This is a genomic window from Pectobacterium carotovorum (genome assembly GCA_016415585.1).
GTDB classification, from domain to species: Bacteria; Pseudomonadota; Gammaproteobacteria; order Enterobacterales; family Enterobacteriaceae; genus Pectobacterium; species Pectobacterium carotovorum_K.
The window spans coordinates 2,603,464-2,619,277 of the sequence record CP066552.1 but is presented as its reverse complement, the minus strand read 5'-3'; the positions used below and the strand labels follow the sequence as shown (position 1 = coordinate 2,619,277).

General features: G+C 48.9%; 13 protein-coding genes, 1 tRNA gene, 1 other RNA gene and 1 riboswitch. Of the genes, 8 read left to right on the top strand and 7 right to left on the bottom strand.

Annotated features, from left to right (window positions below; all coding sequences use genetic code 11):
* Positions 1-193: 193 nt before the first annotated feature.
* The 3 genes from JFY74_11475 to JFY74_11465 all read left to right on the top strand — a co-directional run bounded on the left by JFY74_11475 (position 194) and on the right by JFY74_11465 (position 3,054).
* Positions 194-745, top strand: coding sequence for an NAD(P)H nitroreductase (locus JFY74_11475; GenBank protein ID QQG26764.1), 552 nt, complete (start codon positions 194-196; stop codon positions 743-745).
* Between the two features lie 96 nt (positions 746-841).
* Entirely contained in the window at positions 842-2,767 is a 1,926-nt protein-coding gene (locus tag JFY74_11470) for a DNA topoisomerase III (protein ID QQG26763.1), read from the top strand.
* Positions 2,764-3,054 carry a YnjH family protein gene (locus JFY74_11465; GenBank protein QQG26762.1) on the top strand — a complete coding sequence of 97 codons (291 nt, stop codon included), beginning with the start codon at positions 2,764-2,766 and terminating at the stop codon, positions 3,052-3,054. The genes JFY74_11470 and JFY74_11465 overlap by 4 nt, the downstream gene beginning before the upstream one ends.
* A gap of 132 nt (positions 3,055-3,186) precedes the next feature.
* Here the strand turns inward: JFY74_11465 and xthA are convergent, their stop codons facing one another.
* On the bottom strand, positions 3,187-3,993 hold the full coding sequence (gene xthA, locus JFY74_11460) for an exodeoxyribonuclease III (GenBank protein ID QQG26761.1): 807 nt from the start codon (positions 3,991-3,993) through the stop codon (positions 3,187-3,189).
* Between the two features lie 310 nt (positions 3,994-4,303).
* Positions 4,304-4,399, top strand: a riboswitch (glycine riboswitch).
* A gap of 21 nt (positions 4,400-4,420) precedes the next feature.
* Here xthA and JFY74_11455 point away from each other — a divergent pair.
* Entirely contained in the window at positions 4,421-5,047 is a 627-nt protein-coding gene (locus tag JFY74_11455) for a trimeric intracellular cation channel family protein (protein ID QQG26760.1), read from the top strand.
* Positions 5,048-5,233: 186 nt separating this feature from the next.
* On the opposite strand, the gene JFY74_11450 is transcribed toward JFY74_11455, so the two are convergent.
* The 4 genes from JFY74_11450 to JFY74_11435 form a co-directional block, all read right to left on the bottom strand.
* A non-coding RNA gene (locus JFY74_11450) (RtT sRNA) lies at positions 5,234-5,363 on the bottom strand.
* A gap of 43 nt (positions 5,364-5,406) precedes the next feature.
* Positions 5,407-5,491: transfer RNA gene (locus JFY74_11445), tRNA-Tyr, on the bottom strand.
* Positions 5,492-5,645: 154 nt separating this feature from the next.
* Positions 5,646-6,494, bottom strand: a complete 849-nt coding sequence (gene purU, locus JFY74_11440; protein ID QQG26759.1) for a formyltetrahydrofolate deformylase — start codon at positions 6,492-6,494, stop codon at positions 5,646-5,648.
* 83 nt (positions 6,495-6,577) lie between these two features.
* Positions 6,578-7,045, bottom strand: a complete 468-nt coding sequence (locus JFY74_11435) for a YchJ family protein (protein QQG26758.1) — start codon at positions 7,043-7,045, stop codon at positions 6,578-6,580.
* 132 nt (positions 7,046-7,177) lie between these two features.
* On the opposite strand from JFY74_11435, the gene rssA reads away from it, so the two are divergent.
* The 3 genes from rssA to galU all read left to right on the top strand — a co-directional run bounded on the left by rssA (position 7,178) and on the right by galU (position 10,335).
* Positions 7,178-8,083 carry a patatin-like phospholipase RssA gene (gene rssA / locus JFY74_11430; GenBank protein ID QQG26757.1) on the top strand — a complete coding sequence of 302 codons (906 nt, stop codon included), beginning with the start codon at positions 7,178-7,180 and terminating at the stop codon, positions 8,081-8,083.
* Between the two features lie 118 nt (positions 8,084-8,201).
* Positions 8,202-9,218: a two-component system response regulator RssB gene (gene rssB, locus JFY74_11425; protein ID QQG26756.1), complete on the top strand. Its 1,017-nt coding sequence runs from the start codon at positions 8,202-8,204 to the stop codon at positions 9,216-9,218.
* Between the two features lie 205 nt (positions 9,219-9,423).
* Positions 9,424-10,335, top strand: coding sequence for a UTP--glucose-1-phosphate uridylyltransferase GalU (gene galU / locus JFY74_11420; protein QQG26755.1), 912 nt, complete (start codon positions 9,424-9,426; stop codon positions 10,333-10,335).
* Positions 10,336-10,481: 146 nt separating this feature from the next.
* Here the strand turns inward: galU and hns are convergent, their stop codons facing one another.
* The gene (gene hns / locus JFY74_11415; GenBank protein QQG26754.1) at positions 10,482-10,889 is read right to left on the bottom strand and encodes a DNA-binding transcriptional regulator H-NS; all 408 of its coding nucleotides are present in this window, start codon (positions 10,887-10,889) and stop codon (positions 10,482-10,484) included.
* A 581-nt stretch (positions 10,890-11,470) separates the two neighbouring features.
* On the opposite strand from hns, the gene JFY74_11410 reads away from it, so the two are divergent.
* Complete coding sequence (locus JFY74_11410) at positions 11,471-12,067, top strand: thymidine kinase (protein ID QQG26753.1); 597 nt, start codon at positions 11,471-11,473, stop codon at positions 12,065-12,067.
* Positions 12,068-12,201: 134 nt separating this feature from the next.
* On the opposite strand, the gene adhE is transcribed toward JFY74_11410, so the two are convergent.
* A complete protein-coding gene (gene adhE, locus JFY74_11405; protein QQG26752.1) occupies positions 12,202-14,877 on the bottom strand; it encodes a bifunctional acetaldehyde-CoA/alcohol dehydrogenase in 2,676 nt (891 codons plus the stop codon).
* Positions 14,878-15,814 lie beyond the last annotated feature (937 nt).

Below are 15,814 nucleotides of genomic sequence, written 5' to 3'. Positions count from 1 at the left end.
AATGAGCGGACAGTAAAAAGTCAGCATTAAATCGTCGCAGAAGCACGCCCTGTCGGGGTTATCTTGTAACAAAACTTCTACTTGTGCTAACGTGGCGCGCAACGTTGGCGTACAGTCATTTCTACTGTAGAAGTGGCTTGTCGTAGAACTGAATTGTACAGCAGAAATTATATTGCCAGACAGGAGATGTGCGATGGATGCTCTTGAATTGCTATTGAATCGTCGTTCGGCCTCGCGCCTGACCGCACCCGCACCAACGGGTGACGTATTGAATAACATTATCCACGCCGGTATGCGTGCGCCGGATCATGGTGCGATGCAGCCGTGGCGCTTTTTTATGATCGAAAATGACGGTCTGGATCGTTTTAGTTCGCTACTGACCCGTGCCGCGCAGCAGGAAGGGCTGGACGACGCTGGTATTGATAAAGCGCGTCAGGCGCCTTATCGCGCCCCGCTGATTATTACCATTGTCGCGCATTGTGAAGAGAATCCGAAAGTCCCGCTTTGGGAGCAAATTGTCTCCGCAGGCTGTGCGGTTCAGGCCATGCAGATGGCGGCATTGGCGCAGGGCTTCAACGGCATCTGGCGTAGCGGTGCCTGGACGCACAATGCTTTGGTGCGCGAAGCGTTTAACTGCCGTGAGCAGGATGAAATTGTCGGTTTCCTCTATCTGGGGACACCACAGCTCAAAGCCTCGACGACAGTCATGCCGCTTGATACCGATGCGTTTGTTCACTACTTCTGATCGTCATCTTTTGAATAATCTCGATTTCCACCCCGTTTTACAGCGTGCTTTCCCGCGAGTTACGCGGGAAATGTCCAGTCTGCTTGATGGTGAATAATGCGACTTTTTATTGCCGAAAAGCCCAGCCTTGCGCGGGCGATTGCAGACGTGTTACCCAAACCGCATCGACGCGGCGATGGCTTTATTGCCTGCGGCCAGAATGATGTTGTGACGTGGTGCGTGGGGCACCTGCTGGAGCAGGCGCAGCCGGATGTTTATGATGCGCGCTATGCTCGCTGGTCGCTCACCGATCTACCTATCATACCCCAGAAATGGCTGTTGCAGCCGCGACCTTCAGTCAGTAAGCAGCTCAACACCATAAAAAAGCTCCTGAATGACGCCACCGAAGTGATTCACGCGGGAGACCCCGATCGTGAAGGACAACTGCTGGTGGATGAGGTGCTGGAATATCTTTCCCTGCCGGAAGAAAAACGCCAGCAGGTACGTCGTTGTCTGGTTAACGATCTTAACCCACAGGCGGTAGAGCGTGCTGTTTCTCGTTTACGTGAAAACAGAGAGTTTATCCCCCTATGTGTGTCGGCGCTGGCGCGTTCTCGAGCGGACTGGCTTTACGGTATTAACATGACCCGCGCCTATACGATATTAGGGCGCAATGCGGGCTATGATGGTGTGCTGTCAGTTGGCCGCGTGCAAACGCCAGTGCTGGGGCTGGTGGTGCGACGAGATGAAGAGATAGAAAACTTCGTTTCCAAAGATTATTTTGAAGTGAAAGCCCATATCGTAACGCCTGCCGATGAGCGTTTTGTCGCGATGTGGCAACCCAGCGAATCCTGTGAACCTTATCAGGATGAAGAAGGGCGATTGCTGCATCGATCGTTGGCGGATCATGTCGTCAAGCGTATCGAAGGCCAGCCCGCGTTCGTCACCAGCTATAATGATAAACGGGAATCAGAAACCGCACCGCTGCCTTATTCGCTGTCGACGTTACAGATCGAAGCCGCTAAGCGTTTCGGGCTTAGCGCACAGCAAGTTCTGGACGTGTGCCAGAAGCTCTATGAAACCCATAAGCTGATTACGTACCCGCGTTCTGACTGTCGCTATTTGCCAGAGGAGCATTTTGCCGGGCGTCATGCCGTCTTGAATGCCATATCCGTACATCAGCCAGACCTGTTGCCACAGCCGGTTATGGATGTGGATCGGCGTAACCGCTGCTGGGACGATGGTAAGGTCGATGCTCACCATGCGATTATTCCTACCGCCCGCAGTGCAAGTGCCTCGCTGACGGAGAATGAGCGCAAGGTGTATGGTTTAGTCGCGCGGCAGTACATCATGCAGTTCTGCCCGGACGCCGTGTTTCGCAAGTGCGTCATTGAACTGGATATCGCGGGTGGTAAATTTATTGCTAAAGCGCGCTTCCTGGCCGAAGCCGGGTGGCGCACGTTGTTAGGTGGCAAAGAGCGGGACGAAGAAAACGAAGGTATGCCGTTGCCCGTAGTGGCAAAAGGTGATGAATTACTGTGTGAACGCGGTGAGGTCGTTGAGCGCCAAACACAGCCGCCGCGGCCGTTTACCGATGCCACATTGTTATCGGCGATGACGGGCATCGCGCGTTTTGTGCAGGATAAAGAACTGAAGAAAATCCTACGGGCGACCGATGGATTAGGAACCGAAGCGACGCGCGCGGGTATTATCGAATTATTGTTTAAACGGACATTTCTGTTTAAGAAAGCCCGCTATATTCATGCGAGTGAAGCGGGGCGGGCGTTAATTCACTCACTGCCTGCGAGCGCGGCGCATCCTGACATGACCGCACATTGGGAAGCCACGTTGACGCAAATTAGCGAGAAAAAATGTCGCTATCAGGATTTTATGCAACCGCTGACGAACTCCTTGCAGGAGTTGATTCAGCAAGCGAAACAAAACGGTGCGGTGAGGGCATTTAAAGGGCTTTCTGCACCGCCGTCGGGTGCATCAAAACGGCGCAAGCCTCAGACTAAAAAAGCGAAGGAGCAGGAGCAATGAAATCGTTAGTGTCTTTGTGTGTCGCCAGTGTGATGCTAGTGCTGCCCGCGCTGGCGCAGGCTAATCGTGGCGGAACAGATATTGTTGTTCCCGTTCCACCGGAAGTATGGGGAGCAGGAACAGCGGTGCGTGAACAAAATAACAACTGCCTGCGCTGCTGCGTGTATGAAAACCGGAACTATTCTGAGGGCGCGGTGGTAAAAGTCGAAGGAGTGATTCTGCAATGCGTGCGAGACAAGCAAACGCTGGGAACAAACAACCTGATATGGCAATTGGTTAAGCAATAATCGGGCGTTAAAAAGCACTACGACTAATACTTCTACGAATTTTAATCACCGCTGTGGCTTTGATGCACAGCGGTGATGTTATTTTTACTGCGTACGATCTTTTACAACGTACTATCTCTACAGCGAAAATTTCTACAACGAAAACTGCGCCCAGATCGGTGCATGGTCGGACGGTTTTTCCATCCCTCGAATATCGTAATCAATACCGGTAGCGACGCAGCGTTCGGCCAGGAACGTACTGGCAAGAATCAGGTCAATACGCAGGCCACGGTTGTCATCGAACCCGGCAGAACGGTAGTCAAACCACGAAAAACGATCGTTGCTGTCTGGATTCGCGGCACGGAAGGTGTCGATAAGCCCCCAGCCTTGCAAACGCGCCATCCATTCGCGCTCTTCCGGCAGGAAAGAACATTTACCAGTACGCAACCAGCGCTTACGGTTTTCTTCGCCGATGCCGATATCCAGATCGGTAGGGCTGATATTGACATCACCCATCACAATCAGCGGTTGTGTCGCGCTATGGTGTTGTTCCAGATAGGTTTGCAGATCCTGATAGAAGCGCGTCTTGGCGGGGAATTTCACCGGGTGGTCGCGGCTTTCTCCCTGTGGAAAATAGCCGTTAACGACGGTGAGTGTGCCGTGCTCGGTGGCAAAATCTGCCATGATGATCCGGCGCTGTGCATCGTCTTCATCCGTTGGGAAACCGCGACGAACCGCAATGGGCTGCTCTTTACACAGCAGTGCGACGCCGTAGTGACCTTTTTGTCCGTGGTAATAAACGTGGTAGCCGTACTGGCTGACATCCTCTAACGGAAACATGTCATCGTGGACTTTCGTTTCCTGCAACCCGATCACATCCGGCTGGTGTTGTTCGATAATGGCGGCCAACTGATGAGGGCGCGCCCGCAGGCCATTGATATTAAAAGATACAACTTTCATGTTCGCTGCCATTCGCTAAAAAATGTGACGAGATGGTAGCAGAAAATGGGGCATGGCGTCACGGCGAGGCTACGCTTTCGAATGGGGTTACTGGGCTTATTGCTGTGGCTTCAGAGACGGTTGGCGCGGATGAGAATCGTTAAAAATAAGATTCACTTATATTCAGTTGAACATGAGGCTTGTAGACCGTTATACTCCGCACCTCGCAGGAGAGAGGGCGCATACCCGTCATTATTTAGGGTATAAAATGACGCTCCGCCGAAGGCGCAAACTCCCATAATCGCTCAGGCTACCCTAACTGCGAATTCCATTGAAGCCAACTGGAGAGAGGTTGCTATGCAACCCACCGAAGGGGCAAGCAGCACTGCTGCGTAAACTCTCAGGTAAAGCGGACAGAGGGAGTGGCACATTTCACAGGATAACTTGTGTGCTGACTTACATCTATCTGATCGCGATTACGGCAGAGGGGATGTCCGGGGCGCTGGCCGCTGGACGTCGTAATATGGATATTTTTGGCGTAGGCATGATTGCCTTCATCACCGCGCTTGGCGGTGGTACCGTTCGCGATATTCTCCTCGGTAATTATCCCATCGGCTGGACGCAGCATCCCGGCTATATCTACCTCACCATTGGTGCGGGCCTTTTCACGATTATCATTGCGCGCTTCATGCACCATTTGCACCGACTCTTTCTGGTGCTGGATGCGATGGGACTGATTGCCTTTACGGTCATTGGTTGCAACGTCGCACTGCAACTGAATTATTCAACGACGGTGGTGATTATGGCGGGTATCGTAACCGGGATTTTCGGTGGAATATTGCGTGATATTTTCTGTAACCGTACGCCAATGGTGCTGAAAAAAGAGCTGTACGCCAGCGTCTCGCTTTTGGTTGCACTTCTCTATCTTGGGTTAAAATCGCTTAACGTTAATCACGATATTAATCTGCTGGTGTCATTCAGCATTGGTTTGGCCGTGCGTCTGGCAGCCATTCGCTGGTCGTGGCAGCTCCCGGTGTTTTCTTATGTTCCTGGACGCTGGAAAGGGAAGGCGTAAGGCTATCTTTTCCCCATTCCATACTATTGCGCTGATTATTGGTGCGAATGGTGGTGGGGAAATAACACTACGCGTTGCTCAAAACCGTGCCGGTTTTGTCGAACCTTGGTCGAAGGTTCTCACCTTCCCCTAATGGGAATCTGATACTTTGTCGTTGGGATTTAATTCAGAAGTGTTACTTTGAAATGGTGGTGGGGGAAGGATAACTCGTCGCTTCGCTCCTCGCCCTGCGGGTCAACGCGGCGCGTTGCTCAAAACCGTGCCGGTTTTGTCGAACCTTGGTCGAAGGTTCTCACCTTCCCCTAATGGGAATCTGATACTTTGTCGTTGGGATTTAATTCAGAAGTGTTGCTTTGAAATGGTGGTGGGGGAAGGATTCGAACCTTCGAAGTCTGTGACGGCAGATTTACAGTCTGCTCCCTTTGGCCGCTCGGGAACCCCACCACTGGCCTTGCTGCAAGATGCTTTCGCTTCAAGCGGGGCGCATCATATCAAATGACGCGCCCCTGTAAAGCGGGATATATCAAAAATAAATGCGGTTGCCGTTTTTTTATTCCGTTCGGCGCATCCTTATACAAAAAGATAGCCGATCAACCAATTACAGAATAATGGTGCGGTTACCGTAGACAAAAACACGCTGTCCCAGCACGCGGTACAGCGCACGACTCAGGACATTTTTCTCAACGTCACGGCCTGCACGCATCATGTCGTCGCCCGAATAAGTATGGTCGACATGAATAACGTCCTGCATGATGATCGGACCTTCATCCAGATTATCGTTGACGTAGTGTGCCGTCGCGCCAATGATTTTTACACCGCGCTCGTAAGCCTGATGGTACGGGCGAGCACCGATAAAGGCGGGTAAGAACGAATGGTGAATGTTGATCACCTGATTCGGGTAGTGCTGAACAAAGGCCGGTGTCAGCACTCGCATATATTTCGCCAGCACGACGTAATCGGGTTTGTATTGGTCGATCTGCGCGATCATTTTTTGATCGTGCTCTTCGCGAGTCAGTCCTTCATGGCTGACCAGATGGAAAGGAATATCAAACCGCTCAACCAGCGTCTGCAAGGTATCGTGGTTGCCGATGACGGCAGAGATTTCGACATCCAAACCACCGTAGGCGCTTTTCATCAACAGATCGCCCAAACAGTGGGCCTCTTTCGTCACCAGAACGACGATGCGACGACGGCCAGCTGCGGTTAATTCGCGAGAAGATCCTTCGGGAAGCGCGCTATCCAGATCGGCTAACAGCGTGGTGTCGTTGAAAATCCCTTCCAACTCGGTCCGCATGAAAAAGCGGCCAGTGCGATGATCGACAAACTCATTGTTTTGCACGATGTTCAGTTCGTGCTTATAACAAATATTCGTAATTTTCGCGATGAGCCCTTTTGCGTCGGGGCAAATGGTTCGTAATACTTTTCTTTGTATATTTTGGGATTGCATGAGCGTGTGGATCCTGTCCAAAAACTAAAATAACGATCTTATGGTAACGCAGCAATAAGGCCGCGTGGGCGACTGCCTGTGTTCTATTGTCCGCAACACTTTTTGTATTTTTTGCCGGAACCACACGGGCAAGGTTCATTTCTGCCTGTCTGCAAATGAACGCCGTCTATATAGTACCAGCGATCCTGCTGGCGAAGGAAGCGTGAGCGCTCTCGCATCACTTCTGTTCGCTGGTTGTCGCTTTCAGATAGATAACGTGCGGTGAATTCCACATAGCCCTCATCGGGCGTTTTTCCAGGAGACGTTGCCAGTATAGTAAGGCCGAGCCACTGTGAATTCTGGCAGCTTTCCGCGAGGGATTCGCGCCATTTCTCGGGCTGAAGATCGGGATGCCAGGTGGCGATAAGGTAATCGACATCGTGTTTGACATAGGCGGTATAGCGCGATCGCATTAAGATGGCTGGCTCAGCCGCTGTTGCGGCATGCGTGAGGTAGGGTTGACAGCATGCGTTATACTGCAATCCACTGCAACAGGGGCAAGATTCTGACACGACGTCTCCTGAAGAAAATTTAAGATAAAAACTGATAGATAATAAACAGATCACTATGCAGGATGCCGATATGTTACCTAAGAAACTCTACGTGTAGCAATGTGCGCTAAAATGAAGGCAGGTGGATCGATCATGCAGCGAAAAAAAATTGGAATAGCCTTGGGATCTGGGGCAGCGAAAGGATGGGCGCATATTGGTGTATTTAATGCGTTAACAGAAATGGGGGTAGAGGTTGATGTTGTGGCTGGTTGTTCTATCGGCGCGCTGGTTGGTGCGGCGTATGCCACAAACAATCTCTCCTCAGTGGATCGCTGGGTGAGGGCGTTTGGCTACTGGGACGTGATTAGGCTGATGGATCTCTCTTGGCAGCGTGGCAGTTTGTTGCGTGGCGATCGTGTTTTTAATAGTGTGAAGCATTTGTTACATACAACACAGATTGAAGACTGTGCTATTAAATATGGCGTAGTAACGACCAACCTCAGTACAGGGCGTGAACTCTGGCTGACGGAAGGCGACTTGCATCAGGCTATGCGGGCGTCTTGCAGTATGCCCGGCCTGCTATCCCCCGTTCGATTTAACGATTACTGGCTGGTGGATGGCGCGGTGGTTAACCCTGTTCCCGTTTCTCTGGCGCGGGCAATGGGAGCCGATATCGTGATCGCAGTTGATCTCCAGCACGACGCTAGCCTTAATCATCAGGATTTGCTGTCGATCAAACCGACGGTGTCAGACATTGATGTGGAGAATGTTCCGCAAGATTGGCGTAGCAAAATTCGGGAACGCTTACTGCGGGGCCGCCGTCAGCAAGCGGAAAGTTCGCCAACGGCGATGGAGATAATGAGTACGTCGATCCAAATTCTTGAAAATCGGTTGAAGATGACGCGGATGGCTGGCGATCCGCCTGATGTGCTGCTGCAACCACATTGCCCCCAGATTGCTACCTTAGATTTTTATCGGGCGCAGGAGGCGATTGAGGCGGGTTATAAAGCGGTGGAAAAGATGCGTGATGAATTGTTGCCGCTAGCGAAAAAGGCATAGTGAAACGCGCTGCATGGAGTTAAAGCACACGCAGTGAAGAAGACAGGGTGTGCCGTCTATTCGGCACACTGGCGCTAAAGCAGGTGTGATTATTCGGTGTTTGAAGTAAGGGGTACTGATGGAACAACCACTAGCGGGTAAGCATATTTTAGTCATTGATGACGAGGCCGTTTTTCGATCTGTGCTCGCTGGTTATCTGACTTCTCTTGGGGCGTCAGTTCAGGAAGCAGTTAATGGATTAGATGCGCTAAGTACTCTTGAACATTACCAACCCGATTTAATGATTTGCGATCTGAATATGCCGACGATGGGAGGAATCGAGTTCCTTGAACGTCTGCGCCTGAAAGACAACGACACGCCAATACTGATCATTTCTGCAACCAGCCAGATGGCGGACATCGCCAAAGTCTTGCGGCTTGGTGTTCAGGATGTGTTGCTGAAGCCGATTCGTGACTATGCACGTTTGCGTGAAGCTGTGATGTCCTGCCTGTATCCTGATATGTTCACTTCACAGCTGAATGAGCTGGAGCAACTCATGCAGGACATGGACTCTCTTAATCAATCTCCTGAAGCCATCACCAAACTACTTGCTCAGCTACAGCCGCCTGTTCAGCAAACACTTGCTCGTTGCCGTGTTAACTATCGTCAGTTGACGGCAGCGGAGCAACCGGGGCTGGTGTTGGATATTGCCGCGCTTTCAGAGACTGAGTTAGCGTTTTATTGCCTTGATGTTACTCAGGGCGTCAATAATAGTGGGACGTTGGCAGCGTTGCTGCTTCGAACCTTGTTCAATGGAGTGCTTCAGGAGCATTTGGCCGATCAGCAACACCGCTTACCGTATCTGCCTACGTTATTAAGGCAGGTAAACCAGTTGCTGCGTCAAGCGAGTCTGAACGGTCGTTTCCCTTTACTCGTAGGGTATTACCATCAACGGTTAAAACAGCTGATACTGATTTCCGCCGGGCTAAATGCGACGCTGAATGTTAACGAACAGCAGATAGCGTTGAATAGCGGCGTCCCTTTAGGGACGCTTGAAGGCGCTTATCTCAACCAACTGCATTACCAGTGTGAAGCATGGCAATGCCAGATATGGGGCGGTGGTGGCCGTTTACGACTGATGTTGACGACAGAATAGTCTGATAGCGCGAGATGAAGCTGGTTTCAGGTAATACTCATCTTTTGGTATTATTTTTTATTTCCTACTATGTAGGGAGTTATCTTATTTTTATTGAACGATAACGTTGGGACAAGCGTGCTCTTGTTAAAGTCGTTATACTCTTGCGGTTATCCTGATTAGATAAATAAAGTTCATTATTTGAACGGTATATAAGAGGCTGTTTATGTCTATTGTGAATAAAAAAGTAAAAAAAGCGGTCATACCGGTTGCTGGACTAGGGACGCGTATGCTGCCTGCCACCAAAGCCATTCCCAAAGAAATGCTGCCGTTGGTAGATAAACCGCTGATCCAATATGTTGTTAATGAGTGTATCGCCGCAGGGATTAATGAAATTATTCTCGTTACACACTCTTCTAAAAATTCTATCGAAAACCATTTCGATACCAGTTTTGAACTGGAAGCCATACTGGAAAAACGCGTTAAACGTCAGCTGTTGGAAGAGATTCAATCTATCTGTCCTAAGCACGTTACCATTATGCAAGTGCGTCAGGGATTAGCGAAAGGGTTGGGCCACGCAGTATTGTGCGCGCACCCGTTAGTGGGGGATGAACCTGTCGCAGTTATTCTGCCAGATGTGATTATTGATGAATATGAATCCGATCTGAAGAAAGATAACCTGAGTGAAATGCTACAGCGCTTTTCTACGACAGGCCACAGCCAGATTATGGTTGAACCGGTTGAAAATGTAAGTAGCTACGGTGTGGTTGATTGCAAAGGCGTAGAATTAAAAGCAGGAGATAGTGCCCCGATGGTGGGTGTGGTTGAAAAACCTAAGGCCTCCGAAGCACCGTCTAATTTAGCTGTCGTTGGCCGCTATATTCTCTCTGCTGATATTTGGGCTCTGCTGGAGAAAACAACGCCAGGTGCAGGTAATGAAATTCAGTTAACCGATGCCATCGCTATGTTGATGGAAAAAGAAACGGTAGAAGCATATCACCTGAAAGGTGTGAGCCACGACTGCGGTAATAAATTAGGCTATATGCAGGCATTCGTGGAATATGGTTTGCGCCATGACGGATTAGGACAAGAATTTGCACAATGGTTGCAAGAAACGATTGAAGCAGAAGAAAAATAACAGAGTGTAATGATCGCTCTCTGTTTACAAAAAACAGAGAGCAGCCAAAAATGGCGGCATATCTGTTTTTCTTTGCAATATGCGTTACCAAAGAAAAACCCCCGACAGTTATCGGGGGTTTTTTAGTATTCAGTACTTATAAACAATTACAGCAGGAAATCATCTAAAGATTTACCTTGCTCTTCGATTGCTTTCTTGATTACTGCCGGAGTACGACCCTGGCCAGTCCAGGTTTTAAGTTCGCCGTTTTCGTCAGTGTATTGATATTTTGCCGGGCGGGCGGCGCGTTTGTTTTTACCTGCAACTTTCACTGAACCTAAAGATTGCAATAATTCGTTAGGGTCAATGCCATCGGCAATCAACATATCGCGATATTGTTGCAATTTACGCGCACGTTCTTCAACTTCAGCCTGAACCTGGCTATCTTCTTCGCGGCGTTCATTAACCACGACTTCCAGTTTTTCCAGCATTTCTTCCAAAGTATCCAGGGTACATTCTCTTGCCTGGGCACGCAGAGTACGGATGTTATTAAGAATCTTTAGCGCTTCGCTCATTGTGATAATCTCAAATTAATATTATTGGTGATACGTAGTGTGATAATAGAGTGCTATTTTCCTTTCTGCAATAGTCAAATTTGTAAGTTTGTTAAAAAATATCATTTTTAAAACAGAACTCACATCGTATGCTACATAAATATAAATACTTTCCTGTTATCGAAAAATACATTTGCCATGCCGTTTTTCTACATCAAACGACAGTAAATGGCTTATTGATGCCACGTCTTTGTTATAAGGAACATTTATATCTTTTATCATAACAGATCATCGCAGGCGGGCGTATGGACAAAATGTGGACGAGAAATAGACCATTGCGCAGCGTGAAGACGAGTTGTTACAATAAGTTTTTACGACATGAAGATCATATACACTAAATAATTCAAGTATCAGAGTAGACGTTAACGTTTGAACAACGCAAAGCGTTGGTCTGCTAGGGCAAGGCTTATTTATAAGCTTTGTAACGAGAGAGGAAATCCCGATGAGATTACTTAAGTAAGTGATTCGGGTGAGTGAACGCAGCTAACGTACACGCAACTTGAAGTATGACGAGTATATAGCCTGACTTTTGGAGTAGCTGAGTGGCCCAACTTTATTTTTATTACTCTGCAATGAATGCAGGGAAATCGACGGCGCTCTTGCAGTCGTCATATAACTATCAGGAACGCGGTATGCGCACGCTGGTGTTCACTGCAGAAATAGATAATCGGCATGGTGTGGGGATAGTCAGTTCGCGGATCGGCCTTTCTTCTCCGGCATTATTGTTTAATCCGCAGACATCCTTATTTGAACTGCTGGAGAAAGAGCACCGCACTCAGCCCGTAGATTGTGTATTAATTGACGAATGTCAATTTTTAACCCGCGAGCAGGTGAACGAGCTTTCCGATGTCGTGGACCAATTAGATATCCCGGTATTGTGTTATGGGCTGCGTACTGATTTTCGCGGTGATTTGTTTTCCGGGAGTCACTACTTATTAGCGTGGGCAGATAAGCTGATTGAGTTAAAAACGGTCTGCCACTGCGGCCGTAAAGCCAACTGCGTGTTGCGGTTAGATGCGCAGGGTAATGCCGTCCACGAAGGGGAACAGGTCGTTATTGGTGGCAATGAGAGTTATGTTTCCGTGTGTCGTAAGCATTATAAAATTGCGCTGGGATTAACCCGTAAAGAAAGCGTGTAAGTCGGTTAAATATCCGGCTGTCGGGGTGACTAATAAACGGCGTATTGATGTGAGCGCGAGTAGTAAAAATGCCCAACCTTAAAAGGGTTGGGCATTGTAGTAAGCGAGCCTATAAAGTGATAACGGCTGACGTGCTAATGTGCCGCTTTTTTGCCAGTTTTGGTGGCTTTTGCTACAGGTTCAACGGCTTCTGTTTTTACTTCTTCAGAGAACTTACGGCCATAGTAAGTATCCAGCAGAATTTGTTTCAATTCGGAAATCAGCGGATAGCGTGGGTTAGCGCCAGTACACTGGTCGTCGAACGCATCTTCTGACAGTTTATCGACCTTAGCCAGGAAATCGGCCTCCTGTACGCCAGCTTCGCGAATGGACGTTGGGATCCCCAACTCGGTCTTCATTTCTTCCAACCAATTCAGCAATTTCTCGATTTTCTGCGCGGTACGATCGCTAGGTGCGGTCAGGCGCAGATGATCGGCTATTTCAGCGTAACGGCGGCGTGCTTGAGGACGGTCATACTGGCTGAATGTCGTCTGCTTGGTTGGGTTGTCGTTTGCGTTATAGCGAATCACGTTTGAGATCAGCAGGGCATTAGCCAGGCCGTGCGGAATATGGAACTCCGAGCCCAGTTTATGCGCCATTGAGTGACATACGCCGAGGAAGGCGTTGGCAAACGCGATACCTGCGATTGTTGCGGCGTTATGCACGCGTTCACGGGCCACCGGATTTTTCGCACCGTCACGGTAGCTGTCTGGCAGATTTTCCTTCAGCAGTTTCAGCGCTTGTAACGCCTGTCCGTCTGAGTATTCGTTTGCCAGCACGGAAACATAGGCTTCCAACGAGTGTGTTACCGCATCAAGCCCGCCAAACGCACACAATGATTTCGGCATATTCATCACCAGGTTGGCATCAACAATCGCCATATCTGGCGTCAACGCATAATCTGCCAACGGATATTTCTGTCCAGTTGCATCGTCGGTCACTACGGCAAACGGCGTGACTTCGGAACCGGTACCGGATGTGGTGGTAATCGCCACCATTTTGGCTTTAACGCCCATTTTCGGGAACTTGTAGATACGCTTACGGATATCCATGAAACGCAGCGCCAGCTCTTCGAAGTGCGTCGTAGGGTGTTCATACATCACCCACATAATTTTCGCCGCATCCATTGGTGAACCGCCACCCAGCGCAATAATCACATCCGGTTTGAAGGAGTGCATTTGTTCGGCACCTTTACGTACGATGCTCAGCGTGGGGTCAGCTTCAACTTCAAAGAACACTTCGGTTTCCAGCCCGTGCTGTTTCAGCACGGAAGTCACCTGATCGACATAGCCATTATTGAACAAGAAGCGGTCGGTCACGATAAATGCGCGTTTTGCGCCATCAGATGCAACTTCTTCAAGTGCAATAGGTAGTGAACCACGACGGAAATAGATGGATTTAGGAAGTTTATGCCACAACATATTCTCTGCTCGCTTGGCTACCGTTTTTTTGTTGATCAAGTGCTTCGGCCCGACGTTTTCGGAGATGGAGTTTCCGCCCCAGGAGCCGCAGCCCAGCGTCAGAGACGGAGCGAGTTTGAAGTTGTAGAGATCGCCGATCCCCCCCTGAGAAGCCGGGGTGTTAATCAGGATGCGCGCCGTTTTCATCATATTACCGAAATGATTCACGCGCTCTGGCTGGTTGTCTTGATCGGTATACAGGCAGGATGTGTGACCGATGCCACCCATTGCGACCAGTTTTTCCGCTTTAATGACGGCGTCGTTGAAGTCTTTCGCACGGTACATCGCCAGCGTTGGCGACAGCTTTTCATGGGCAAACGGTTCGGATTCGTCGACGGCAGTCACTTCACCGATCAGCACTTTAGTGTTTGCTGGGACGGTGATGCCCGCCATTTCAGCGATCTTCGGTGCAGGTTGACCAACGATGTCGGCATTCAGTGAGCCGTTTTTCAGCAGAATACCCTGTACGGCATGCAGTTCTTTGCCTTTCAGCATGTAACCGCCGTGGGTGGCAAAACGCTCACGTACGGCATCATAGATGCTGTCTACCACGATGACTGACTGCTCTGACGCACAAATGACGCCGTTATCGAAGGTTTTCGACATCAAAATGGACGCAACGGCACGCTTGATATCTGCGGTTTCGTCAACGACAACAGGCGTGTTACCGGCACCGACGCCGATCGCCGGTTTACCGGAGCTGTATGCCGCTTTCACCATGCCTGGGCCGCCAGTGGCGAGAATCAGGTTGATATCCGGGTGGTGCATCAGTTGGTTGGACAGTTCGACGGAAGGTTGATCGATCCAGCCAATAATATCTTTCGGTGCGCCTGCCGCAATGGCCGCTTGCAGAACAATGTCTGCGGCTTTATTCGTTGCATTTTTTGCTCGCGGATGTGGAGAGAAGATAATCCCATTACGGGTCTTCAGGCTGATCAACGCTTTAAAAATCGCGGTAGAAGTGGGGTTGGTGGTGGGAACAATACCGCAAATCAGGCCAATCGGCTCTGCAATGGTAATCGTACCAAAAGTGTCATCAGTAGAGAGGACGCCGCAGGTTTTTTCATCCTGATAAGCGTTATAAATGTATTCAGATGCGAAGTGGTTTTTGATGACTTTGTCTTCCACGATCCCCATACCTGATTCAGCAACCGCCATTTTTGCCAGCGGGATACGGGCATCCGATGCAGCGAGTGCGGCAGCGCGGAAGATCTTGTCAACCTGTTCCTGAGTGTAAGTGGCAAATTCCTGCTGCGCCTTTCTCACTCTTTCGACCAGTGCGTTAAGTTCAGCAACGTTGGTTACGGCCATAATGCTCTCCTGATAAATGTTAAACTCTTTCAGTCAATTGTTCGCCGAATAGAACAGTATAGATAAGCGATAGGGGTACGTTTCCGTCACCGGGCTATTTTTTCCCGTCTATCTCACGTTAATTGACTCAAAGAGCTTGTCAGCCGCCGTTGTGGCGTGATCGTTGCTTTTTAAAATATTGTAACCGTCTATATCGTGAATTTTTGAAATATTGTTTTGAAAATAGGTCAAAATTAAGAGAGTTTACGTGTTAACGACGGCATGGGATGAGCATACCTATTTGTGGGTGCTTTTTTTGTGATCAATATCGAGTTTTCTTTAAGCTGACACCATTCAGCAGGTTGATGTTGATAATCACTATCATTAACGGGGTAAAACCATCGGTTTTTCTACCTAAAATGGGGCGGTAGGGGAGATCGGCGGGCGTTGATGCAGATAATTGTCGGAGCCAATTCCGGGCGCTATCTACGTATTCGTATAAATCGTGGTCATCGCATAAAACGTGCTCGTATAAACAATGCTTATATTTTAATCGGGGTAGTTATTTTACGCACAGCCTGTAGCAGATAAATGGGGAATTACTGTGGTACCAGGTGAGTAATGGAATTGTTAAAATAATAACATTTTGGTCAGATAATGACGCGGATAGGTAAGCATGCATCATCATTTTTGTGCTGTGAAAATGATAAAATCCACTACGATGTTTTTTTGTTCAAAATCTATAAATTGCTGAGTATTTAAAAAAATATCTGCCAGTAAATATAAAAATTGTTGTTTATCATGATGTTAACGTCCATCTCATGCTACTGTACTAAAATATTTATCTGGCAGTAGTAAAGAAAATTAAGCAACATTAATGTAAAGATATTGGCGAATGTGTCCGCTTTTGATAGCTTCGAGTCTCTGCCTGCTATTCGTTATCCACCCATAAATTAAT

Coding starts and splice junctions, on each gene's coding strand:
- JFY74_11475 (QQG26764.1), top strand. CDS start 194: ATGGATGCTCTTGAATTGCTATTGAATCGTCGTTCGGCCTCGCGCCTG.
- JFY74_11470 (QQG26763.1), top strand. CDS start 842: ATGCGACTTTTTATTGCCGAAAAGCCCAGCCTTGCGCGGGCGATTGCA.
- JFY74_11465 (QQG26762.1), top strand. CDS start 2,764: ATGAAATCGTTAGTGTCTTTGTGTGTCGCCAGTGTGATGCTAGTGCTG.
- xthA (QQG26761.1), bottom strand. CDS start 3,993: ATGAAAGTTGTATCTTTTAATATCAATGGCCTGCGGGCGCGCCCTCAT.
- purU (QQG26759.1), bottom strand. CDS start 6,494: ATGCAATCCCAAAATATACAAAGAAAAGTATTACGAACCATTTGCCCC.
- rssA (QQG26757.1), top strand. CDS start 7,178: ATGCAGCGAAAAAAAATTGGAATAGCCTTGGGATCTGGGGCAGCGAAA.
- rssB (QQG26756.1), top strand. CDS start 8,202: ATGGAACAACCACTAGCGGGTAAGCATATTTTAGTCATTGATGACGAG.
- galU (QQG26755.1), top strand. CDS start 9,424: ATGTCTATTGTGAATAAAAAAGTAAAAAAAGCGGTCATACCGGTTGCT.
- hns (QQG26754.1), bottom strand. CDS start 10,889: ATGAGCGAAGCGCTAAAGATTCTTAATAACATCCGTACTCTGCGTGCC.
- adhE (QQG26752.1), bottom strand. CDS start 14,877: ATGGCCGTAACCAACGTTGCTGAACTTAACGCACTGGTCGAAAGAGTG.